This window comes from Micromonospora trifolii, from assembly GCF_050516465.1.
In the GTDB taxonomy this organism is placed as follows: Bacteria; Actinomycetota; Actinomycetes; order Mycobacteriales; family Micromonosporaceae; genus Micromonospora; species Micromonospora trifolii.
Genome location: NZ_CP191526.1, coordinates 2,792,693 through 2,816,133, shown reverse-complemented (window position 1 = coordinate 2,816,133; position 23,441 = coordinate 2,792,693). Strand labels below are relative to the sequence as shown.

Here is a 23,441-nt window from a genome sequence, read left to right as displayed (position 1 = left end):
GCTGCGGGTAACAACGCCGACGCCGTTTCTGGCGAGCATCACGCACCCCCTTCCAGTCCTCCTCCGTGTCTGTCGATCGTGTTGGGTCATCGAACGTGGCCGCACGCCTAGTTGCGCTTTGGCTGCTATCCGACACTCATCGATCGGCGTTCACGGAACTAGATATAGTCGTCCTTGGATTGTTTGCCAATCATGTCGCCAGGCTGACAAACAACTCTGTGACGGGGGACAACGTGGGAAGACCGGAGCGTCCGCTCGACCCGGAGGCAGGGGAGCTGGAGCGGTTCGCGCTCGACCTGCGCCAGCTGCGGACAAAGGCGGGTTCGCCGACGTACCGTCAGCTGGCACGGCGCGCGCACTTCTCGGTGACCACCCTGGCGAAGGCGGCCAGCGGCGAGACCGTGCCAAGCCTTCAGGTGACACTGGCGTACGTCGCCGCCTGTGACGGCGATCTGGCCGAATGGACGGAACGGTGGCACAGCCTGATCGCCAGCATGACGTCCGCCGAGACGGCGGAGGCCAGCCGTGGGCCGTACTGGGGAATGGCGGCGTTCCAGCCGGCGGACTCGGACTGGTTCTTCGGACGCGAGCGAATGGTGGCTCAGCTCTGTGAAATGCTCACCCGCCTCCGGTTCGTCGCGGTTTTCGCGCCGTCTGGTGCGGGCAAGTCATCCCTGCTACGAGCGGGTCTGATAGCGGCAGTGGTCGAGAATCCGGTCAAGGGTCAGCCGGCCTGGGCCACGGTGCTGATGACGCCCGGTGAACATCCAATCGAAGAACTCGCGTTCCAGCTCGTCAATGAACAGGACCTGGCTCGTGACGCGGTCGAGCGTCAGCTGGCCGATGACCCGGCGACCATCAGCGGGACGATCGAGCACATTCTTAATGCCCGTCCAACAGTGGCGAACCTGCTCATCGTGGTGGACCAGTTCGAGGAGCTTTTCACGCTCTGCCGCGACGAGGGCGAGCGGGCGGGATTCATTGCCGCGCTGCTCGCCGCGACGGAGGTCCCCAGGGTCCGCGTGGTGCTGGGAGTGCGAGCCGACTTCTATGGTCGGTGTGCCGCCTATCCGGCCTTGGTGGCCGCTCTCCATGAGCACCAACTGTTGATCGGCCCGATGGCCGATGAGGATCTGCGTCGAACGATCACCGGCCCTGCCGAGCGCGCCGGGTTGCTGGTGGATCCGGCGTTGGTCGAGATGGCCGTGGCAGACGTTGGCGGTCAGACGAGTGCGCTACCGCTGCTGTCCCACGCCCTGCTGGAGACGTCGCGCCTGCGGCAGGGCAAACGGATCACGCTGGCCCACTACCGCGAATCAGGCGGCGTGTATGGCGCCATCACCCGTACCGCTGAAGGGGTGTACGCGCAGTTCGATGAGGGGCAGCGAGGGCTGGCACGGGACATCTTCCTGCGCCTGACCGCCCTCGGTGACGGCACCGAGGACACCCGACGCCGGGCACCCCTCCCCGAGCTGGTGGGCGGGGTAGACCCATTGGCCGCGGCTGAGGTGCTGGGCAGGTTGACAGCCGCACGGCTGGTCACGGCGGACGAGAAGGGCGTCATGGTGGCACACGAGGCCCTGATCCAGGAGTGGCCCCGGCTGCGTCGCTGGCTGACCGAAGATCGGGAGCTGTTGCGCTCCCACCGGAGGCTGACGGAGGCCGCCGCCGAGTGGGATCGGCACGACCGCGTGGACGGATTCCTGTATCGGGGGGTCCAGTTGGCGCTCTGGGGAACGCGCCAGGTGATGGACCTCAGCGACCTGGAACGGGACTTTCTGGAGAACAGCCGTGCACGAGAGAGCCGGCGCCGGGCAGCCCGACGGCGGCGGACCAGCGCGGCGTTGACCGCACTCGCGGCAACCGTCGTCGTGGTGAGCGTCCTCGCGGTAGTGGCACTGGTGCAAGCGAACCGGGCGGCCGCCGAACGAGACCTGGCTGTTTCCCGGCAGCTGACGGTCGAGGCCAACAACCAACTGCAGATCGATCCGCAGCAGGCGCAGCGCCTCGCCAGACGCGCTCTGACCACACGCCCGACTGTCGGTGCGGAGATGGTGCTCCGCCAGGCCACCGCCGATGACCGGCTGCAGGCGATTGTGCCGATGAGCAGCAAGAAGGCCCTGGGCGTGGCGTTCAGTCCGGACGGAGAGCGGGTGGCGGCCACCGGAACGGATGGCGAGGTGCGGGTGTGGACCTGGGCCGGGCACGGCGTCTCCGGACCGGGCCGGGCTCTCACCGGCGCGTCCGAGGGACAGGTCTGGACCCCGATGTTCAGCCCGGACGGGAAGCGACTGGTCACCGCCGGCTCAGACGGCACCGTCCGGATCTGGCAGGTCGACGGAACCGCTGGGCCCGTCGTCCTGCGGGGGCACGAGGGCCCGGTCTGGGGAGTGGCCTTCAGCCCCGACGGACGGTTGGTCGCCAGTGCTGGCGAGGACACCACCGTTCGGGTCTGGGATGCCCGCGGCGACGATCGACCGGTGGTGCTGCGTGGGCACAGGAAGGTCGCGGTCGGTGTGGCCTTCAGCCCCGACGGGCGCCAGTTGGCCAGCAGCGGCCATGACGCGACGGTGCGACTCTGGGATCTGGCCGCGCGCTCCACCGGAACGATTCTTACCGGGCCACGCGAGGGCACCAGGACATTGGTGTTCAGCCAGGACGGCACCCGCCTGGCCTGCTCCAGCGCCGACGGTACGGCGTGGGTGTGGCCGCTGACCGGGCCGGCCGCGCCGGTGGTGCTGCGTGGGCATGAGGGCACTGTGGAAGGGCTCGCGCTGAGCCCAGACGAGCAGTGGATCGCGACCACCAGTGACGATCTGACCGTACGGATCTGGAACGCCAACGGCACCGGTGACCCGTTGGTGCTGCGCGGCCACACCAACCGGGTCTGGGCGTTGGCGTTCAGTCCGGATGGATCCCGGCTGGTGAGCGCAGCCGATGATGGCACGCTACGGATCTGGGACCCGGGCAGCGATCGCCTGATTCTGCGAGGCCACAAGAAAGCCACCTGGTCCGCCGCGTTCACCCCTGACGGGCAGCGGGTGGTCAGCGGCGGCGAGGACGGCACGGTACAGGTCTGGAACCTGGCCACACCGGCCGAGCCTCGGGTGCTCGGCCGCCACGACGGCGACGTCTACGGCCTCACGGTGAGTTCGGACGGGACGAGTGTGGCCACCGGCGGCCGCGACGGCAGCGTACGAGTCTGGGACCTCGCCGGCAGACACGATCCTGTGGTGCTTCGCGGGCACGAGAAGCAGGCGTGGATCGCCGACTTCAGCCCTGATGGCCGTCGCCTGGCCAGCGTCAGCAACGACGGGAGCCTGCGAATCTGGGACCTCACCGGTCAGAGTGACCCGGTAGTGCATCGAGCTGCCGAAGAGATCCGGTACGCCGCCTTCAGTCCGGACGGCAAGAAGGTCGCCACAGCTGGCGCGGAGGGCACCCTACGGATCTGGGACGCCCTCGGCACGGCCGAACCCCTACTCCTCCCCGGTCACGAGGGGTTGGTCTGGGCCGTGGCATTCAGCCCGGACGGACAACGGGTCGCCAGTGCCGGCTTCGACGGCACCGTGCAGATCCACTCCGTCACGAACGGCATCGCGCCGACGATATTGCGAGGACACGAGGGTCCCGTTTGGCATGTGTCGTTCAGCCCGGATGGGCAGTGGGTGCTCAGTTCTGGAAAGGACGGCACCGCTCGACTGTGGCGCGCTTCGGAGGCCGCGCAGTCCGTGACCTTCGGGGGATTCGGTGCCTCCGTGGAGACCGTCGACTTCAGTCCGGACGGCGAGCGGCTCGTCTCGACGCATGACGACGGCACCGTGCGCGTCTGGCCCTGCCGCGCGTGCGCTCCGGTCCAAAGCCTGCTGGAGCCGTGACCAGGACAGGGGTGGGCCGTTCAGGCCCGCGCTGGGTGGAGCACCGAGTCCAACCAGCGCAGCTGACGCTTGACGTGGACGGCCTCGCCGCCCTCGTGGCCGTTGAACGGGTACACGTGCATCTCCCGCTCGGGTGGGACCGGCCGCCCGTTCGCGGCGCCGTAGTGGTTGTAGGCGGCGAAGGCGGTTCGCGGTGGGCAGACGGCGTCACGCCGGCCGACCCCGAAATGCGCCGGCGCCGTCGCCCGACGCGCGAAGCTCACCCCGTCGACATAGGACAACGTGCGCCACACCGCCTCCTCGGCCTCCCGGTGCACCGCCAGGTACCGGGCGATCTCGCCGTACGGCGCGAGGTCGGTGAGCGCGACGGCCCGGCGCATGTCGCACAGGAACGGTGCGGTGGTCAGCACCGCGCTGAGGTTGTCGACGAGACCGGCAACCGCCAGGGCGATGCCACCGCCCTGGCTGTTACCGACCACTGTGACCCGGTCACCCTCGACCCCCGGCAGCGCGCGGACCGCCTCGACCGCCCGCACCGCGTCGGTGATCAGGCGACGGTAGTGGTAGTTGCACGGATCGAGGATTCCCCAGGTGACCGGCCAGGGCCCGCCGGGCGCGCCGTGCGGGTCGGGGGTGTCCCCGGCGCCGTGCTGTCCCGCCTGGCCCCGGTTGTCCATCAGCAGGTGTGCGTACCCGGCCACCGCCCAGGTCGGCCGTTCGTGTGGCAGGCCCCGACCGCGACCGTAGCCGGCGTACTCGACCACGGCCGGCAGCGGCTCCCGAACCCCGGCCGGGCGGGTGTACCAGGCGCGGACCGGGTCGCCGCCGAAGCCGGCGAACGTGACGTCCCACGAGTCGAGCAGCCGCAGGTCGGTGGGTTCGGGGCGGACGTCGACGAGCACCGGTACGGCGGCCGCCCCGGCGAGCGTGTCCCGCCAGAACTCGTCGAAGTCGTCGGGTTCGGCGACCTCGGGCGCGTACCGCTGAAGGTCGTCGAAGGTGAGGGTGGAGTGGGGCACGGGTCCTCGCAGGGGCCGGGGTCAGTGCGGATGGGCGGGGGGCGCGGTGCTCTCCCGGACGACCAGCTCGGTCACCAGGTCGATCCGGCTGGTCGCCGGCTCGTTTCCCCTGGTCAGGTCGAGCAACATCTGGGTGGCGATGCCGGCCATGTCGCGCAACGGCTGGTTGATCGTGGTGAGGGCCGGGTCGGTCCAGGCGGAGACCGGCAGGTTGTCGTACCCGATCACCGAGAGGTCCTCGGGCACGCGCAGGCCGCACTGACGGGCGGCCCGGAGCACCCCCATGGCCTGGATGTCCGACCCGGCGAAGATCGCCGTGGGTCGGTCCGGCCGCTGGAGCAGTTGCAGCCCGTGGGCGTGCCCCGCTCCGGCGGAGAAGCTGCCGTAGCGGATCAGCTCACGGTCGACCACTATCCCGGCTTCGTCGTGGGCCGACTGGAAGCCGGCGGCCCGGGCACGGCTGCACAGCACGTCGGGTGGCCCGGAGATGATGGCGATCCGTCGGTGCCCCAGCTCCAGCAGGTGCCGAGCGGCGAGCAGACCGCCGTTCCAGTTGTTCGACCCGACGGTGGGCACGGAGGCCGAGGTGGCGCTGTCGGTGTCGACGACGACGAACGGTATGCCCTGCCGGCGTAGGTGCTGCTGTTGGGCCTCGGCCAGGTGGGAGAGGACGAACACCACGCCCAGGGGGCGGTCGGCGAGCAACGCCTCCAGCCATCGTGCCGGCGGGCGGTGCGCGCCGTCGAGCTGGGCGATCGACAGCCCGATGCCGGCCGCGGAGGTCACCGCCTCGACGCCGCGCAGGATCTCCATCGCCCAACCCGTGTCGAACTCGTGGAACACGAGGTCCACCCGGCCGCCGCTGGTCGCGTGTCGTCGGGCGCGGCGCTGGTACTGGTGGCGGTCGAGGCTCGCCTCCACCCGGGCTCTGGTGCCGGGGGCGACATCGCCGCGTCCGTTGAGGACCTTGGACACGGTCGCGACCGAGACGCCGACATCGTTGGCGATGGTTGCGATGGTGGTGGAGGCGGGTGGGTCGAGCGGGCGGTGCTCTGTCATCGCGGCCTCATACAACATCCGAAAGTTTCGGGCGACCTTAACATGATGAGACATTCACGCCAGTCGGTGCCGCAGTCGGACCGGGCATTCCAGGGTCATCGCGCGGCTCGTCGGCGACGGAGCGCCGATCGTGGGGTCACCGTGTGCAGGAAACACCTCCTGGTGGTCCGATTGAGACTCTTGACAGGCATCGATGGGACACTTAGGTTGCCGAAAAGGTTACGCAGGTTTCCGGAAAGTTTCGGATCGTGAGAAACGTCCGCCACGGAGCTGGTTCCACCAGGGCACGGGGATGTGGCCGGAGCTGAGGGGTCATGGCATGAGAAGTCAGTCGCTCGAGGACGGCGGCGCCGCGCCGTGGCGTGATCAGCGGCTGTCGTCGACCGAGCGGGCCGATGCGCTCCTGCCGAAGATGTCCCTCGAAGAGAAGATCGCCCAGCTGGTCGGGGTCTGGGTCGGCGCCGACGCCAGCGGCGAGGGCGTCGCACCGCACCAGTCGGACATGATCAGCGAGTTGCCGCAGTGGAGCACTGTCATCCAGTACGGGCTGGGCCAGCTGACCCGCCCGTTCGGCACCGCCCCGGTCGACCCGGTGTCCGGCGCCCGGTCGCTGGCGGCCTCGCAGGCGCAGATCGTGGCCGCCAGTCGGTTCGGCATTCCCGCGCAGGTGCACGAGGAGTGCCTCACCGGGTTCGCGGCGTGGCGGGCCACCGTCTACCCGACCCCACTCAGCTGGGGCGCGTCCTTCGACCCCGAACTGGTCGAGGCGATGGCCGACCGGATCGGGCGGTCGATGCGCGCGGCCGGTGTGCACCAGGGCCTCGCCCCGGTGCTGGACGTCACCCGGGACTACCGCTGGGGCCGCACCGAGGAGACGATCGGCGAGGACCCCTACCTGGTCGGGACGACAGGTGCCGCGTACGTGCGCGGTCTGGAGCGGGCCGGCGTGGTGGCCACGCTGAAGCACTTCGCCGGCTACTCCGCCTCCCGGGGCGGACGTAACCTCGCGCCGGTGCCGATGGGCCGCCGCGAGCTGGCCGACGTCATCCTGCCGCCGTTCGAGATGGCGCTGCGCCTCGGCGGCGCCCGCTCGGTGATGAACTCCTACGCCGAGATCGACGGCCTGCCCGTCGCGGCCGACCATGGGCTGCTGACCGGGCTGTTGCGTGACGAGTGGGGCTTCACCGGCACCGTGGTGGCCGACTACTTCGCCGTACGGTTCCTCCAGACCCTGCACGGAGTCGCCGGGAATGCCGCCGACGCCGCCCGGCTCGCCCTGCGGGCCGGGATCGACGTCGAACTGCCCACCGTGGACGCCTTCGGCGAACCGCTGGTGGAGGCGGCTCGCCGCGGCGAAGTCGACGAGGCGCTGATCGACTGCGCGCTGCGTCGGGTGCTGATCCAGAAGATCGAGCTCGGTCTGCTCGACGACGGCTGGCAGGAACTGCCCGACGACGTGGCGTCCCTGCGCTTCGACGACGAGGCCAGCCAGGACGTCGCCGTACGCCTGGCCCGGGAGTCCGTCGTCCTGCTCCGCAACACCGGCGTCCTCCCGCTGCCCGTGGCTGCCCGGGTCGCCCTGGTCGGTCCGGCCGCCGACGACCCGATGGCCATGCTCGGCTGCTATTCGTTCCCCAACCACGTGGGCGTCAACCACAGCGACTTCGGGCTCGGCCTGGACATCCCCACACTGCGCGACGAGTTGGCCCGACGCGTCCCGGTGCTCACCCACGAGCCGGGGTGCACCATTACCGGCGAGGACACCTCCGGCATCCCGGCCGCGGTCGCCGCGGCCGCCGCCGCCGACGTGTGCGTGCTGGCCGTCGGTGACCGGGCGGGAATGTTCGGCCGGGGCACCTCCGGCGAGGGCTGCGACGCCGTCGACCTGCGACTACCCGGCGTGCAGGCCGAGCTCGTCCGCGCCGTCCTCGCCACCGGCACCCCGGTCGTCCTGGTCTTGATGACCGGCCGCCCCTACGCGCTCGGCCCGGACTTCGACGGCGCGACGGCCGTGGTGCAGGCGTTCTTCCTCGGTCAGCTCGGTGGGCAGGCCCTCGCCGAGGTGCTCACCGGCGCGGTCAACCCCTCCGGGCGGTTGCCCGTGAGCGTTCCCCGCGACGCCGGCGGGCTGCCGAGCACCTACCTGGCGCCACCGCTCGGCCGGCGCAACAAGGTCTCCTCGATCGACCCGACCCCGGCGTACCCGTTCGGCCACGGGCTGAGCTACACCACCTTCGAGTGGTCCGACGCGACGGTGGTCGACCCGCGCGAAGATCCGGCTGCCTGGCCGGTCGACGGCGAGGTGCGGGTGCGGATCACCGTCGCCAACACCGGTGAGCGGGCCGGCACCGAGGTCGTGCAGCTCTACCTGCACGACCCGGTCGCGCAGACCACCCGTCCGGTGGTCCGGCTGATCGGCTACACCCGGCTGCCGTTGGCGCCCGGCGAGGTGGCGCACGTGACGTTCGGCGTACCGGCCGACGTGGCGTCGTTCACCGGGCTGACCGGCCAACGGATCGTCGAGCCCGGCGACGTCGAGCTGCGGTTCGGCCGATCGAGCGGTGACATGGCGGCGACTCTGCCGCTGCGGCTGGTCGGCACCGAGCGCCAGGTCGGTTACGACCGGGAACTGCTCACCTCGGCGCGGGTCGAGCCCCTCGTGGCTGTCCCACAGTCGGCATAGGAGGCCACGGATGACATCCACCCTGCGGCCACCGCCGCCGGCGCCGCCGAGTTCTCCGCAGCAGGCGCAGAGCCCTGCCCCGCGCTCGCCCCGACGCCGTCGCAGTTGGCGGCAGGCACTGCGCCGGGACTGGCAGCTCTACTCCCTCGCCATCCTGCCGCTGCTGTTCTTCCTGGTCTTCAGGTACCTGCCGATGATCGGCAACATCATCGCCTTCCGCCGGTTCAAGCCGGGCGGCAGCATCTTCGGTGAGTACTGGGTCGGGCTGCGCTACTTCCGGATGTTCCTCACCGACCCGACGTTCTGGGAGGTGTTCACCAACACCCTGGTGCTCGGGACGCTGACCCTGCTGTTCTGTTTCCCGCTCCCGATCGTGCTGGCGCTGCTGCTCAACGAGGTCCGGGCCCGCCGCTTCAAGCGGTTCGTCCAGTCCGTGTCCTACCTGCCGCACTTCCTGTCGATCGTGATCGTGGCGGCGATGGTCATGCAGTTGACGTCGATCGAGGGCACCGCCAACCAACTCGTCAGCCTGTTCGGTGGCGACCCGGTGGCGTTCCTGCAGAAGCCGGAGTGGTTCCGCACCATCTACGTCTCGTCCGAGGTCTGGCAGACCGTCGGGTGGGGCACGATCCTCTACCTCGCCGCCCTCACCACCATCGACGAGGACCTGTACGAGGCCGCCCGGATCGACGGCGCCGGGCGGCTGCGGCAGACCTGGCACGTCACGTTGCCCGGCATCCGTCCGACGATGGTGACCTTGCTGATCCTCAACATCGGCAGCTTCCTGGCGGTCGGGTTCGAGAAGATCCTGCTGCTCTACAACCCATTGACGTACCCGACCGCCGACGTGGTCTCCACCTATCTGTTCCGGATGGGCTTCCAGTCGAGCAACTTCAGCTACGCGGCCGCCATCGGCCTCTTCGAGGCGGTGATCGGGCTGATCCTCGTCCTGTCGGCGAACGTCATCTCCCGTCGCACGGTGGGGACGAGCCTGTGGTGACCCTCGGTACGAAGATCGACGCCCCGAAGACGCGCGGGCCGGTGGACAGCCGTGGTTACCGGATCTTCCGGGTGGTCAACACGATCGTCCTGCTCGGCGTCGTGGTCGTGACGCTGTACCCGTTCCTCAACATCGTGGCCCGCTCGCTCAGCGAAGAGGCGTACATCATCGCCGGCAAGGTGACCGTCGTCCCGCGTGGGTTCGACCTCACCGCGTACAAGCTGCTGATGTCGGACGCGATGTTCTGGACGAACTACCGCAACACTGTTGTGTACACGGTGGTCGCCACGCTCATCTCGATCGTGCTGACCACGTGTTACGCGTACGTGCTGTCGAAGCCGCAGCTCAAGGGGCGCCCGTTCCTCATCGGTGTCGCGCTGTTCACCATGTTCTTCTCCGGTGGCCTGATCCCCAACTATGTGCTGGTCACCAGCCTGGGAATGAAGAACACCATCTGGGCCGTGGTGATCCCCAATGCCATCAGCGTGTTCAACCTGCTGGTCATGAAGGCGTTCTTCGAGAGTCTGCCGAGCGAGTTGGAGGAGGCCGCGGCCGTTGACGGGCTGAACACGTACGGCATCCTGCTGCGGATCGTGCTGCCGCTGTCGAAGGCGATCATCGCGACGATGGTGCTCTTCTACGCGGTCTCCTTCTGGAACTCGTGGTTCACCGCGTTCCTCTACATCGACCGGCAGGATCTGCTGCCGGTCACCGTCTACCTACGCAACCTCATCGCGGGCGCCACGAGCGCCGAGTCGGCCGCGGCCGACGCCGACAAGGTCCAGGCGGCGGCCACCCTCCAGGCCGTGACGATCGTGCTCACCACCCTGCCGATCCTGGCGATCTACCCCTTCGTTCAGCGGTACTTCGTCCGCGGCGTGATGCTCGGCGCGGTCAAGGGATGACGCCGGCGCCGCACCGCTTCCCCAACGAAACCCCACCACCGAAAGGACGAGCCATGCTCCACAAGACGTGGCGCCGCGTGGCATTAGCCACCGCGGGTCTGCTTGCGCTCTCCCTTACCACCGCCTGTTCCGAGGACCCCGGTGAGTCGACTGACCTCTCCGAGAACCGGGTCGGCGCGATGGCCAACTACGGCGTCGGTGACCAGTTCAAGGCCACCGAGGCGCTCTCGTTCTCCACCCTCTACAACAACCACACGTTCTATCCGCTCAAGGAAGACTGGCTGTTCTGGTCGGAGCTCACCAAGCGGACCAATGTCAAGATCGATCCGGTGGCCGTGCCGCTCAGCGACTACGAGCAGAAGCGCAGCCTGCTGATCGGCGCCGGAGACGCTCCGCTGATCATCCCGAAGACGTACCACCCGCAGGAGGACGCGTTCGTGTCCTCCGGGGCGATCCTCCCGGTGAGCGACTACCTGGATCTGATGCCCAACCTCAAGGAAAAGATCACCAAATGGAACCTCAAGCCGGAGATCGACAACCTGCGGCAGTCCGACGGTAAGTTCTACCTCCTGCCCGGCATGCACGAGAAGCCCACGCAGGACTACACGGTGCTGGTGCGCACCGACATCATGCAGGAGCTCAACCTCCCCGTCCCGAAGACCTGGGACGACCTGTACACCGTGATGAAGGCGATGAAGGCGAAGTACCCGAACGTCTACCCGTACTCCGACCTCTTCAGCAAGCCCAACCCGACCGGCGCCCTGCTGAACATCCTCGGCTCGGCCCACGGCACCTACGCGGGCTGGGACTTCCAGCACGCCACCTGGGACCCGGCGGCGAAGAAGTTCGTCTACACCGGCTCGTCCGAGCAGTACAAGCAGATGGTCACGTTCCTGCACAAGCTCGTCGCCGAGGGTCTGCTCGACCCGGAGAGCTTCACCCAGACCGACGACCAGGCACGGCAGAAGCTCGCGAATGGCAAGTCCTTCATGGTCACCGGCAACGCGCAGACGCTCGTCAACAACCACCGGCCCGACCTGGCCAAGACCCTGCCGAACGCGAAGATGGCCAAGATCCCGCTGCCGATCGGCCCGGCCGGCGAGATCAACCCGTTCCCCCGGCTGGAGAACGGCATCATGATCTCCACGAAGGCCCGGGAGAGCAAGAACTTCGTGGCCATGATGCAGTTCATCGACTGGCTCTGGTATTCCGACGCCGGCATGGAGTTCGCCAAGTGGGGTGTCGAGGGCACCACCTTCACCAAGGACGCCTCGGGCAAGCGTTCGGTCACGCCCGACGTCGACTTCCTCGGAGTCAACCCGAAGGGCACCAAGCACCTGCAGAAGGAGTTCGGCTTCCACAACGGCGTCTTCACCTACGGCGGCACCCCCGACCTGGTCCGTGGGTTCTTCTCGCCGGAGGAGCTGGAGTTCCAGAAGGTGATGGACGCCCGCAAGCCAAGGGAGGTCCCCCCGCCGCGCCCGTTGACCGACGAGGAACGCGAGCAGGTGTCGCTCTGGGAGACCCCGCTGAAGGACTTCGTCACCCAGAACACGTTGAAGTTCGCCCTGGGGCAGCGTCCGCTCAGCGAGTGGGACGCGTACGTGGCCGAGCTGAAGGCCAAGAACTCGGACCAGTACATCGACCTGGTCAACAAGGCGTACGAGCGGTTCCAGAAGAACAACGGCTGATCAGCGGGAGTCCGGTCGGGCGGCCTGTCGCGGCCCGACCGGACCCCGGCGACCACGGATCAGCTGAGTCGACCGGAGGGAGCGACCGTGAGTGGCGCGACTCAGGCCCGGCGACAGTTCGGCGACGGACCACTGTCGCGGATCACCTCGCGCGTCTACATCCTGCTCGTGGTCGAGCTGCTGCTGCTGCTCACCACAGTGCCCGCCCTGCTCCCGCTGCTGGTGCTGGGCCGCGATGCCAGTAACCTGCCGCTGGCCGCGCTCCTCCTGGTGCCGGTCGGCCCGGCGATCTCCGCAGCCCTGTACGCCCTGCGCCACCAGCGAACCGACCTGACCGACCTGCACCCGGCCGCCCTGTTCTGGCGTGGCTACCGGGCCAACGTGTTCGGCGTGCTGCGCGTCTGGGTGCCGACGCTGCTGTGGTTGACAGTGCTCGCCGTGAACCTCGCCTACCGCGGCGCGGTTGGCCTGTCGAGCTGGTGGGCCGTGCCGCTGGTGCTGATCGGAGTGGGCGTGACGCTCTGCGCGGCCAACGCCCTGGTGATCACCTCGCTGTTCGACTTCCGCACCCGGGACGTGCTTCGGCTGGCCGTGCACTTCCTGCTGCGTACCCCCGGTGTCTCCGTCGGCAACGCCCTGCTGCTGGCCGCGGCGGCCGGGATCACCGCGGTCTTCTCCGAAGCGGTGCTGATGCTGCTCGCGTCGATCGCGGTGCTGGCCTACCTGCGCATCAGCGACCCGATGATCCACCTGATCCGGAAGGAGTTCACCGCATGAGCCTGCCCCTCAGCGCCAAGGTGCCCTTCGGGGGCGACTACAACCCGGAACAGTGGCCCGAGGACGTGTGGAAGCAGGACTACCGTCTCTTCGACACCGCACGGATCGACCTGGTCACCCTCGGGGTGTTCGACTGGGCACTCACCCAACCCGCCGAGGACACCTACGACTTCGCGCTGCTGGACAGGATCGTCGAGCGGGCCAGTGCCGAGGGACGCGGGATCTGCCTGGCCACCGGCACCGGAGCCCACCCGCCGTGGTTGGCGAAGGCGTACCCCGAGGTGACCCGGACCGACTTCGAGGGCCGCAAGCACCGGTTCGGGCAGCGACACAACTCCTGCCCCAGCTCGCCGGTCTTCCGCCGACTCTCGACCGAGCTGGCCCGCCGGGTCGCCCGCCGCTACGCCGACACCCCGGCGGTGCTCGCCTGGCACGTCGGCAACGAGTACGGCGGCGCCTGCTACTGCGCGCTGTGCGCGGCCGGCTTCCGGAACTGGCTGCGCCACCGCTACGGCACCCTCGACGAGCTGAACGAGGCCTGGTACACCACCTTCTGGTCGCACAACTTCAGCAGCTGGGACGAGATCGAGCCGCCGTCGGCGCTGACTGAGCACTGGCGCGGCCCGGATCACACCGCGTTTGCGGGTATCACACTGGACTACCTGCGGTTCACCTCCGACGCGATGCTGACCAACTTCCGCGACGAGAAGGCCGCCATCCGGGAGTCCAGCCCGACGCTGCCGGTGACCACGAACTTCATGGGAATGTACCGGCCGATCGACTACCACCGCTGGGCCCCTCATCTGGACTTCGTCTCCTGGGACAACTACCCGCCCGACGACGAATCGGCGGCCCGGATGGCGCTGACCCATGACCTGATGCGCGGGCTCAAGGACGGCCAGCCGTTCTGGCTGATGGAACAGACCCCGAGCTTCACCGCGTGCCGCGACGTCAACCCGTTGAAGCGCCCCGGTCTCATGCGGCTCTGGAGTTGGCAGGCCGTGGCGCACGGCGCCGACGCGGTGCTCTTCTTCCAGCTGCGTGCCTCCCGCGGGGCCAGCGAGAAGTACCACGGCGCGGTCATCGGGCACGCCGGTCGCTCCGACACCCGGGTGTTCCGGGAGGTAGCCGAGCTGGGCGCCGAGCTGGAAAGGCTCGGCCCGGCGTCGCTGGGCGCGCGGACCCCGGCCCGGGTGGCGCTGCTGTTCGACTGGGACAGCTGGTGGGCTCTGGAGCTGTCCGACGGCCCGTCCCGGCTGGTCCGCTACCAGCAGGTCGTGCTCGCGTACCACCGGGCGCTCTGGGACGCCGGTGTGGACCTCGACGTCGTCCCGGTGACCGCCGACCTGTCCCGCTACGACGTGGTCGTGGCCCCGGCCCTGCACCTGCTCAAGAGTGACCTGCCGCAGCGGCTCGAGGCGGTGGCGACACGCGGCGGGTCGGTGCTGACCACCTACCTGTCCGGTCGGGTGGACGAGAACGACCAGGCGTTCCTGATGGACGTGCCGGGCCCGCTCGGGCAGCTCATGGGCATCCGGGTCGACGAGTGGGACGCCCGCGGCCCGGAGGTGGTCAACCCGGTCCGCCTCGGCGACGGCGCGGATCAGGTCGACGTCGACGCGCGGCTGCTGTTCGAGCTGGTGATTCCGCAGGGCGCGCAGGTCATCGGCACCTACCAGGCCGACTTCTACGCGGGCACCCCGGCGGTGACCCGCAACTCCTTCGGCGCCGGCGACGGCTGGTACGTGGCCGCCGGGCTGGACCAGGCCGGGGTGTCCTGGGTGGTGCGGCAGGTGCTCGCCCGGCACGACCTGTTCGGGCCCTACCCGGACGTGCCGGACCTGGAGTCCGCCGTCCGGGTCGCGGCGGACGGATCCCGGCTGCTGTTTCTGCTCAACCACCGCGCCGAGCCGGTCGCGGTGACCGCCCGGACCGGCGGCGTCGACCTGCTCACCGGCGACCGTACGGCGGCCGGCGCTGTCCTGCGGCTGCCGGCGTACGGGGTTGTCGTGCTGAAGGAGGACCGGTGAACGCCGAAGAGTCGGTGGAGTTGGAGCAGCTGATGTTCGTCGAGGAGCCGACGGATGGTGACGAACCGCGCGTCCACCCGGCCTGGCTGCCCCCGGAGGCGTTCCGGTCGCTCGGCGCGCGCCGCGTCCTCCTGCACGGCGAGGGATTACTCGTCGACACCGTCCTCCACGAGGTCTCGCGCGCCTGCGCGCGCTACGGCGGACGGGTGTGGCACTCCCCGTCCTGGGATGTCGACGTCGACCTGGTGCTCGCCCTGCGCGGCGCCGGTGAGCTGCCCAACCCGGCGGCGGCGCGTGCCGCCGGCGAGGCGGCGCTGGTCGAGCTGGGCGACGGCGGGACGCTCGGCGACGAGGGTTTCGTGTTGGCGCGGGCCGGCGACGTGACCGCGGTGCTGGCCGACGCGCCCGCCGGCCTGCTGTACGGGCTCTTCCACGTGGTCCGGCTCTGCGCGGCGGCCTTCGACCCGGCCCGACCGCCGGAGCGGCATCGGCCGGCGCTGCGCCGACGCATGCTGAACCACTGGGACAACGTGGCGGTGCACCCGGTAATGGGCCAGGTCGAACGGGGGTACGCGGGCGGCTCGATCTTCTGGCAGGACGGCCGTCCGCGCGGCGACCTGGCCCGGGTGCGGGAGTACGGGCGGCTGCTGGCGTCGTGCGGGGTCAACGCGATCTCGGTGAACAACGTCAACGTGGCCCGCACGGAGGCGCTGCTGCTCACCGAACGACTCGGCGACGTCGCCGAGATCGCCGACGTGCTGCGCCCGTACGGCATCCGGGTGCACCTGTCGGTCAGCTTCGCCGCGCCGGTGCTCCTCGGTGGCCTGCCGACCGCCGACCCTCTGGACGAGGCAGTGCGGGTCTGGTGGGCCGCGACCACCCGGCGGGTGTACGACCGCATCCCGGACTTCGGCGGCTACCTGGTGAAGGCCGACTCGGAGGGGCAACCCGGCCCGTTCACGTACGGCCGCGACCACGCCGACGGGGCGAACCTGCTGGCCGAGGCGCTCGCCCCGCACGGGGGAGTGGTGCACTGGCGGGCGTTCGTCTACAACCACCACCAGGACTGGCGGGACCGGTCCACCGACCGGGCTCGGGCCGCGTACGACCACTTCGCCCCGCTCGACGGGCGGTTCCGCACCAACGTGGTCGTCCAGGTGAAGTTCGGCCCGGTGGACTTCCAGACCCGCGAGCCGGTCTCACCGGTGCTCGCCGCGATGCCGGCGACCCGGCTGGCGGTGGAGCTGCAGGTCACTCAGGAGTACACGGGCCAACAGCGGCACGTCTGCCACCTCGGCCCGTGGTGGAGTGAGGTGCTGCGCTTCGACCCATGGGGGCCGGGCGGACGGACGATCGCCGACGTGGTCACGGGAGAGGCGGCGGCCGGCGGCGGGATGGTCGCCGTCGCCAACGTCGGCGACGACCTCTTCTGGACCGGGCATCCGTTGGCGCAGGCCAACCTGTACACGATCGGCCGGCTGGCTTGGGACCCTCGGCGGGACCCGACGGCCATCCTCGACGAGTGGATCACGCTGACCTTTCCGCCGTCGGCGACCGCCGACGCGGAGCTGGTGCGGCGGACCCTGCACGAGATCATGGACGACTCGTGGCGCACCTACGAGCGCTACACCGCTCCGCTGGGTGTCGGCTTCATGGTCAACCCCGGCGGCCACTACGGACCCGGAGTCGACGGGTACGAGTACACACGGTGGGGCACCTACCACTTCGCCGACCGCGACGGCGTCGGCGTGGACCGCAGCCGCGCGTCGGGCACCGGCTTCACCGGCCAGTACCCGCCGTACTGGGCCCAGGTGTACGAGTCACCCGAGACCTGCCCCGACGAACTGCTGCTCTTCTTCCACCACGTGCCGTACGGGCATGTGCTGCACAGCGGCTCGACCGTCATCCAACACATCTACGACACCCACTTCGCCGGGGTCGAGGAGGTGAGGGCGATGCGACGGAAGTGGCAGACGTTGACGGGCATGATCGACCCGAGCGTGTACGAGCGGGTCGCCGAACGCCTCGACGAGCAGGTGCGCTGCGCCACCGAGTGGCGCGACCAGATCAACACGTACTTCTTCCGCAAGTCCGGGGTGCCGGACGAGCGAGGGCGGGACATCTACTGAGCGGCGGCGAGGCGCGGCCCGGCCATCCGGTCGGGCCGCCCTCGTGCAGTGCGCCCCAGCGGCCTGGCAGGTTCCGAAAACGTCCCGATAATTTATCGCTACCCATCGGCGCTGACAGTGCCCGTCGATGCCCATTGCTGCGCAGGTGACCGCCGGAACCGTTGCGGCGAAAGGTTTCCGGAAGTCTTGACAATCGAGTGTCCTCGATTGAAGCTGACATGGTCACGCGAGCCGCGGTCAAGGTCGGGCGAAGGGCAGTCCTCGACTTAAGTCCCCTTCCACGCGCCTTTTTCGCAAGGGATCGCGACGATGACACTGAAGACGAGAATGCTTGGCGTCGTCATGGCGGCCGTGACACTGGCCGCCGCCGCGTTGACGTTCGCCACTCCCGCGTCGGCGGCGACGCTCACGCAGGTGGCCAACTTCGGCACCAACCCCACCAACCTGCAAATGCACCTGTACGTCCCGGACCGGGTGGCGACCCGACCGGCGATCCTCCTGGCCATGCACTACTGCACCGGGACGGGCCCCGCGTTCCACTCGGGAACCCAGTACGCATCCCTCGCCGACCGGTACGGGTTCATCGTGATCTACCCGTCGGCCACCCGCAGCAGCAAGTGCTGGGACGTCTACTCGCCGCAGGCGTTACGCCGTGGCGGCGGCAGCGACCCGGTCGGGCTCATGTCAATGGTCGACTACGTGCGGCAGCGCTACTCCGCCGACCCCGCACGGATCTTCGCCACCGGCACCTCCTCCGGGGCGATGATGACCAACGTCATGCTGGGTGTCTACCCGGACGTGTTCGCGGCGGGCGCCTCGTTCGCCGGGGTGCCGTTCGCCTGCTTCGCCACCGGCGGCACCTCGGAGTGGAACAGCCAGTGCGCCAACGGGCAACTCATCCGGACCGCGCAGCAGTGGGGTGACCTGGTCCGGGAGGCGTACCCCGGCTACACCGGCCAGCGGCCCCGGATGCAGATCTGGCACGGCACCAACGACGAGACGCTGCGCTACCCGAACTTCGGCGAGCAGGTCAAGCAGTGGACCAACGTGCACGGGCTGAGTCAGACCCCGACGTACACCGACTCCCCGCAGTCCGGCTACACCCGCACCCGGTACGGCAGCAGCGGCCCGATGGCGCCGGTCGAGGCGATCAGCATGCAGGGTGTCACGCACAACCTGCCGGTCGACGCCGCGCAGGTGATCCGCTTCTTCGGGCTGGACGACACCGCGCCGCCGACGACCCCACCGCCGACGACTCCGCCCCCGACGACTCCGCCCCCGACCACGCCGCCCCCGACCACGCCACCACCGACCGAGGGCGCCTGCCGGGTCGGCTACACGGTCAACGCCTGGAACAGCGGCCTCACCGCGAGCGTGGCCATCACCAACACCGGTGCCACAGCCGTGAACGGCTGGGCGCTGACCTTCACGCTGCCCACCGGGCAGCGCATCACCAGCGGCTGGAACGCCCAGTACGCCCCGGCGAGCGGTGCGGTGACCGCCCGCAACGTCTCCTACAACAACACCATCGCTGCGAACGCGTCGGTCGAAATCGGCTTCCAGGCCACGCACCAGGGCGGCACCGGCAAGCCCACCTCGTTCGCCCTCAACGGTGCCGCCTGTTCGGTGTCCTGATTTCCCTTCCCACCCCACCACCCGAAAGAGGAGTCACACGATGAGAAGTACGAGATGGAAGGCGGCATCGAGAGCCGCGCTCGCGCTGGCCGGCGCGGGTGCCCTCGCCGCCGGCATGGCGCTGTTCGCGACGGCGCCGGCAGCCGCCGGGACGACGCTCGGCGCGTCCGCCGCCGAGAAGGGTCGGTACTTCGGTACGGCGGTGGCCGGATTCAAGCTCTCCGACAGTGCCTACACCACGATCTTGAACCGTGAGTTCAACATGGTGACGGCCGAGAACGAAATGAAGATGAACGCCACCGAGCCGCAGCAGAATCAGTTCAGCTACGGGGCGGCGGACCAGATCGTCAACCACGCCCGCAGCCGCGGGATGAGCGTGCGGGGTCACACGCTGGCGTGGCATTCGCAGCAGCCCGGCTGGATGGAGAGCATGAGCGGCAGCCCGCTGCGGCAGGCCATGCTCAACCACGTCACGCAGGTGGCCACCCACTTCCGCGGTCAGGTGGTCGCGTGGGACGTGGTGAACGAGGCGTTCGCTGACGGCAGCTCCGGAGGGCGTCGCGACTCCAACCTCCAGCGCACCGGCAACGACTGGATCGAGGCGGCTTTCCGCGCGGCGCGTGCCGCGGATCCGGGCGCGAAGCTCTGCTACAACGACTACAACACCGACAACTGGACGCACGCCAAGACCCAGGGCGTCTACAACATGGTGCGCGACTTCAAGGCCCGTGGCGTGCCGATCGATTGCGTGGGCTTCCAGTCGCACTTCAACAACGAATCCCCGTACGTGAGCAACTACCGCACCACGCTGTCGAGCTTCGCGGCGCTCGGTGTGGACGTGCAGATCACCGAGTTGGACATCCAGGGCGCTTCGGCGAACACCTACCGCAGCGTCGTCGAGGACTGCCTGGCCGTGGCCCGCTGCAACGGCATCACGGTGTGGGGCATCCGCGACAGTGACTCGTGGCGGGCTTCGCAGACTCCGCTGCTGTTCAACAACAACGGCTCGAAGAAGCCCGCGTACGACGCTGTGCTCGCCGCGTTGAACAACGGCACCACGCCCACGGATCCGCCGACCGACCCGCCGACCGACCCGCCGACCGATCCGCCCACCGACCCGCCCACGACTCCTCCTCCGGGGCAGGGCGGCTGCACGGCGACGGTGTCGCTGAACCAGTGGACGGGTGGCTTCGTTGCCACTGTGAAGGTGACGGCCGGTTCGTCGGCCATCAGCGGCTGGACGGTCACCATCGGTCTGCCGTCCGGCGCGACGGTCACCAACGCGTGGAACGCCAATCGCAGTGGTAGCACCGGCACGACGAGCTGGACGAACGTGGCGTACAACGGCCAGGTCGGCGCCGGACAGTCCACCGAGTACGGCTTCCAGGCCAACGGCACCGCCGGCAGCCTCAGCCCCACCTGCTCAGCAAGCTAATCCCAACCCCCAACCCTCGGTGATCAAGAGGTTCGCGTCACGCCACGCCAGACAGGATGACGCAAACCTCTTGATCACCGGGGTGGGTGGATGGGGGAGTGGGGGAGGGGGAGGGCTAGTCGCCGGAGAAGCCCCAGAAGTAGATTTCCTCGGGCTTGCCTTCGGCGTCGTGCAGGACCGCGCAGCGGCCGAACCAAGTCTGGTCGGCCAGCCCTTCGATCGCGGCCAGGTGCTCGCGGGTTAGCCGCTCGGTGCCGGCATGGCGCAGTGCCTCGGCCGCGCTCACCGGCTCGACAGTGCCGAATTCGGGCCGTTCGCCCTCGTCGAGAACTCGGTAGACGTCGAGGATGGAATGGGTGCCCGATTCCTGCACCCATTCGTCGCTGAACAACTCTTTCATCGTTGCGGGACGGTTGGGATAGTCGCTCGCCGAGTTCGGTGTCTCACCGCGGGCCCACCAGTAGGCACCCTCCGCGAAGACCCTGTCCCGCAGCGCGTCCAACGCCGCGTCCAGGTCTGACTGGTACGCGACGAAGTAGCTCCACCCGGATGCGCCCACCACTGCCTCTTTTCTCAACGTGTCAACAGTGCCGGCACGGTAGCGGGCAGCACCGACATCGGTGGGGGAGCAGTTCGCCGAGTTCGACCCACGATCCCTCTCAAGCCTGGGCGGCGACGAGGAACATCGGCACGACGACGAAAATCCGGTTCGAGCGGGCGCGCTCGGCCTGCTCGGCGAGCCAGGGCTCCTCATCGGTGATCCGCTTCAACAGGTCGAGCGCGGTGTCGTCGGTGAACACAGCGGTGTGCACCTCGACGATCGGGTCGGTGAACCCGGCGTCGAGCAGTAGGTTGCGATACCTACGGGCAATGCGCGGCGACGGAAGCGAGTCCGCCTTCGCGTGGACCAGCCGACGGGCGGTATCCGGCTCGTCCGAGTCAACGGCGATCATGTCCCAGTCCTGGCCGAGCAGCACGGCCCGGCCGCCCGGTGCGAGCACCCGCCGGGCCTCGGCCACGGCTCGGGCCGGGTCGTCGAGCACGTGCAACACCTTCTCAGCCCGGTAGTAGGTGGCCGATCCGGTCTCCAGCGGCAGCTCGGTGGCGTCGCCGACATGGAACTCGCCGGCAGGCCAGCGCTGCCGGGCCACGGCGATCATCTTGGGGTCGAGGTCGACGCCGACTGCGTGGGCCCCGCGCTCGGCCAACTCGGCGACGGCGCGGCCACTGCCGCAGCCAGCGTCGACGACGGTCCGACCGGTGAGGTCGCCGAGCAGCTCGTAGGAACGGGTGCGCAGTTCGACCGCCGCGGGCTCGGTCTCGATGGCATCGAGGACAGCTAGGAGACTGGACATGCCCGCCATGGTCGGCCTTAATGTCGACATGAAGTCAAGCCCGATGACGATCGGCGAGGTGGCCGACCACTTCGGCCTACCAGCGCACGTACTACGGCACTGGGAATCGGTGGGCCTGCTCCGCCCCGCCCGGGTCACCGGCGGCCGTCGCCGCTACAGCCGCGACGACCTGTTCCGGGTGGCCTCGATCCTGCGCGCGAAGCAGGCGGGGCTGTCGCTGCCGGACATCCGGGCGTTCCTCGTCGCGGGCGACCCGGCCGCCCGCAAGGACGTGCTACGCCGCAACCACGGCGCGCTGCAAGCCAGGATGGCAGCGCTGCGGTCGGCGCTCGATCTGCTTGAGGCCGGGCTGAACTGCTCACACGAGGACGTCTCGACCTGCCCGAACTACCGCAGCCAGTTGGCGGAGGTGGTGGAGGTCGGGGGTCGTGGCTAGCCGTCGATGCGGGTGATGTTGCGGATCTTGTTGGACGCGTCCAGGGCGGCGACCTTGTACGCCTCGGCCAGCGTCGGGTAGTTGAACACCGCGTCGACCAGGTAGTCGATCGTGCCGCCGCAACCCATCACCGCCTGACCGATGTGGACGATCTCGGTGGCGGCGGTGCCGAACACGTGCACCCCGAGCAGCCGGCCGTCTTCGGGGGAGACGAGCAGCTTCAGCATGCCGTACGAGTCGCCCACGATCTGACCCCGGGCCAACTCGCGGTAGCGGGCGATGCCCACCTCGAACGGTGTGGAGCTCTCGGTGAGCTGTGCCTCGGTCTGCCCGACGAAGCTGATCTCCGGGATCGTGTAGATGCCGATCGGTTGCAGGCCGTGCATCTCCCGGATCGGTTCGCCGCAGGCATGTTGTGCGGCCAGCCGGCCCTGCTCCATCGAGGTGGACGCGAGCGCGGGGAAGCCGATCACGTCGCCGACGGCGTAGATGTTCTCCACCGAGGTGCGGTAGTTGGCGTCGACCTTGATCCGGCCGCGTCGATCCGCCTCCAGCCCGGCGGCCTCCAGTGCCAGGTCGTCGGTCTGGCCCTGCCGCCCGGCCGAGTACATCACCGTGTCCGCGACGATCTTCTTACCGCTCTTGAGGATGCACAGCGCCGCCGTCTGGTGCTTTTCCACGGCGGCGACCTCCTCGCCGAAGCGGAACGCCACGGAGAGGTCGCGCAGGTGGTACTTGAGTGACTCGACGACCTCGTCGTCGCAGAAGTCGAGCATCCGCTCGCGGCGTTCCACCACTGTCACCTTCGTGCCGAGCGCGGCGAACATCGAGGCGTACTCCATGCCGATCACGCCGGCGCCGACCACGACCATGCTGCGGGGTACGGCCTGGAGGTTGATGACGCCGTCGGAGTCCACGATCGTCCGGTCGTCGAAGTCGACGCTGTCCGGGCGGGCCGGGCGGGTGCCCGCGGCGATGACGATCTTGTCGAAGGTCACCTTGGACTCGCGACCGGAGCCACCGTCGACCCAGATCGAGTGCGCGTCGGCGAAACGCCCGGTGCCGGTGATCATCGCGACCCGGTTGCGGGCCAGCTGATTGCGGATGACGTCGGTCTGTCGGGTGATGACGTGCTGGGTCCGGGCGGCCAGGTCGCTGACCGTGATCTCCTCCTTGACCCGGTAGCTGCTGCCGTAGAGGTCGCGCTGGCTCAGGCCGGTCAGGTAGAGCACGGCCTCGCGCAGTGTCTTGGAGGGGATGGTGCCGGTGTTGATGCACACCCCACCGATCATGTCGCGGCGGTCCACGATGCCGACCCGCCTGCCGAGCTTGGCGGCGGCGATCGCGGCCTTCTGACCGCTGGGTCCGGAGCCCAGCACCAACAGGTCGTAGTCATACACAGGCGCTAG

16 protein-coding genes are annotated in these 23,441 nt (G+C 69.1%); 11 read left to right on the top strand and 5 right to left on the bottom strand.

Features of this window, described 5'->3' with window-relative positions:
* The first annotated feature begins 95 nt into the window (after positions 1-95).
* Positions 96-3,878 (top strand): hypothetical protein, encoded by a 3,783-nt coding sequence (locus tag ACQRWP_RS13070; protein WP_430502490.1) that lies wholly within the window; start codon positions 96-98, stop codon positions 3,876-3,878.
* Positions 3,879-3,898: 20 nt separating this feature from the next.
* Here the strand turns inward: ACQRWP_RS13070 and ACQRWP_RS13065 are convergent, their stop codons facing one another.
* Together ACQRWP_RS13065 and ACQRWP_RS13060 are read right to left on the bottom strand one after the other, a co-directional pair.
* Positions 3,899-4,897, bottom strand: coding sequence for an acetylxylan esterase (locus ACQRWP_RS13065; RefSeq protein WP_430502489.1), 999 nt, complete (start codon positions 4,895-4,897; stop codon positions 3,899-3,901).
* 21 nt (positions 4,898-4,918) lie between these two features.
* Positions 4,919-5,956 carry a LacI family DNA-binding transcriptional regulator gene (locus tag ACQRWP_RS13060; protein WP_112698181.1) on the bottom strand — a complete coding sequence of 346 codons (1,038 nt, stop codon included), beginning with the start codon at positions 5,954-5,956 and terminating at the stop codon, positions 4,919-4,921.
* 319 nt (positions 5,957-6,275) lie between these two features.
* Here ACQRWP_RS13060 and ACQRWP_RS13055 point away from each other — a divergent pair, with 319 nt between their 5' ends.
* The 9 genes from ACQRWP_RS13055 to ACQRWP_RS13015 all read left to right on the top strand — a co-directional run bounded on the left by ACQRWP_RS13055 (position 6,276) and on the right by ACQRWP_RS13015 (position 20,241).
* Positions 6,276-8,639, top strand: coding sequence for a glycoside hydrolase family 3 N-terminal domain-containing protein (locus tag ACQRWP_RS13055; RefSeq protein ID WP_430502488.1), 2,364 nt, complete (start codon positions 6,276-6,278; stop codon positions 8,637-8,639).
* Between the two features lie 10 nt (positions 8,640-8,649).
* On the top strand, positions 8,650-9,639 hold the full coding sequence (locus ACQRWP_RS13050) for an ABC transporter permease (protein WP_430502487.1): 990 nt from the start codon (positions 8,650-8,652) through the stop codon (positions 9,637-9,639).
* Complete coding sequence (locus ACQRWP_RS13045; protein ID WP_430502486.1) at positions 9,636-10,544, top strand: carbohydrate ABC transporter permease; 909 nt, start codon at positions 9,636-9,638, stop codon at positions 10,542-10,544. Before ACQRWP_RS13050 ends, ACQRWP_RS13045 begins: the two co-directional genes overlap by 4 nt.
* Positions 10,545-10,621: 77 nt before the next feature.
* A complete protein-coding gene (locus ACQRWP_RS13040; protein ID WP_430502485.1) occupies positions 10,622-12,235 on the top strand; it encodes an extracellular solute-binding protein in 1,614 nt (537 codons plus the stop codon).
* 87 nt (positions 12,236-12,322) lie between these two features.
* The gene (locus ACQRWP_RS13035) at positions 12,323-13,012 is read left to right on the top strand and encodes a DUF624 domain-containing protein (RefSeq protein ID WP_430502484.1); all 690 of its coding nucleotides are present in this window, start codon (positions 12,323-12,325) and stop codon (positions 13,010-13,012) included.
* On the top strand, positions 13,009-15,042 hold the full coding sequence (locus ACQRWP_RS13030) for a beta-galactosidase (protein ID WP_430502483.1): 2,034 nt from the start codon (positions 13,009-13,011) through the stop codon (positions 15,040-15,042). The genes ACQRWP_RS13035 and ACQRWP_RS13030 overlap by 4 nt, the downstream gene beginning before the upstream one ends.
* Positions 15,039-17,171: an alpha-glucuronidase gene (locus tag ACQRWP_RS13025; RefSeq protein ID WP_430502482.1), complete on the top strand. Its 2,133-nt coding sequence runs from the start codon at positions 15,039-15,041 to the stop codon at positions 17,169-17,171. Before ACQRWP_RS13030 ends, ACQRWP_RS13025 begins: the two co-directional genes overlap by 4 nt.
* A 309-nt stretch (positions 17,172-17,480) precedes the next feature.
* Positions 17,481-18,806, top strand: a complete 1,326-nt coding sequence (locus ACQRWP_RS13020; protein ID WP_430502481.1) for an extracellular catalytic domain type 1 short-chain-length polyhydroxyalkanoate depolymerase — start codon at positions 17,481-17,483, stop codon at positions 18,804-18,806.
* Positions 18,807-18,846: 40 nt separating this feature from the next.
* The gene (locus tag ACQRWP_RS13015) at positions 18,847-20,241 is read left to right on the top strand and encodes an endo-1,4-beta-xylanase (RefSeq protein WP_430502480.1); all 1,395 of its coding nucleotides are present in this window, start codon (positions 18,847-18,849) and stop codon (positions 20,239-20,241) included.
* Between the two features lie 115 nt (positions 20,242-20,356).
* Here ACQRWP_RS13015 and ACQRWP_RS13010 read toward each other — a convergent pair whose 3' ends face one another.
* A complete protein-coding gene (locus tag ACQRWP_RS13010) occupies positions 20,357-20,800 on the bottom strand; it encodes a hypothetical protein (protein ID WP_430502479.1) in 444 nt (147 codons plus the stop codon).
* 100 nt (positions 20,801-20,900) lie between these two features.
* Complete coding sequence (locus ACQRWP_RS13005; protein WP_430502478.1) at positions 20,901-21,596, bottom strand: methyltransferase domain-containing protein; 696 nt, start codon at positions 21,594-21,596, stop codon at positions 20,901-20,903.
* Between ACQRWP_RS13005 and ACQRWP_RS13000 the strand changes: the two genes are divergently transcribed.
* Positions 21,595-22,032, top strand: a complete 438-nt coding sequence (locus ACQRWP_RS13000) for a MerR family transcriptional regulator (protein ID WP_430502477.1) — start codon at positions 21,595-21,597, stop codon at positions 22,030-22,032. The genes ACQRWP_RS13005 and ACQRWP_RS13000 overlap by 2 nt on opposite strands.
* On the opposite strand, the gene sthA is transcribed toward ACQRWP_RS13000, so the two are convergent.
* A complete protein-coding gene (sthA, locus tag ACQRWP_RS12995; protein WP_430502476.1) occupies positions 22,029-23,432 on the bottom strand; it encodes a Si-specific NAD(P)(+) transhydrogenase in 1,404 nt (467 codons plus the stop codon). The genes ACQRWP_RS13000 and sthA overlap by 4 nt on opposite strands.
* Between the last annotated feature and the right edge of the window lie 9 nt (positions 23,433-23,441).

Bases quoted from the DNA above. Each gene is read 5' to 3' on its own strand.
- ACQRWP_RS13005 (WP_430502478.1), bottom strand. From the start codon at position 21,596: ATGTCCAGTCTCCTAGCTGTCCTCGATGCCATCGAGACCGAGCCCGCG.
- ACQRWP_RS13060 (WP_112698181.1), bottom strand. From the start codon at position 5,956: ATGACAGAGCACCGCCCGCTCGACCCACCCGCCTCCACCACCATCGCA.
- ACQRWP_RS13020 (WP_430502481.1), top strand. From the start codon at position 17,481: ATGACACTGAAGACGAGAATGCTTGGCGTCGTCATGGCGGCCGTGACA.
- ACQRWP_RS13000 (WP_430502477.1), top strand. From the start codon at position 21,595: ATGCCCGCCATGGTCGGCCTTAATGTCGACATGAAGTCAAGCCCGATG.
- ACQRWP_RS13015 (WP_430502480.1), top strand. From the start codon at position 18,847: ATGAGAAGTACGAGATGGAAGGCGGCATCGAGAGCCGCGCTCGCGCTG.
- ACQRWP_RS13050 (WP_430502487.1), top strand. From the start codon at position 8,650: ATGACATCCACCCTGCGGCCACCGCCGCCGGCGCCGCCGAGTTCTCCG.
- ACQRWP_RS13055 (WP_430502488.1), top strand. From the start codon at position 6,276: ATGAGAAGTCAGTCGCTCGAGGACGGCGGCGCCGCGCCGTGGCGTGAT.
- ACQRWP_RS13030 (WP_430502483.1), top strand. From the start codon at position 13,009: ATGAGCCTGCCCCTCAGCGCCAAGGTGCCCTTCGGGGGCGACTACAAC.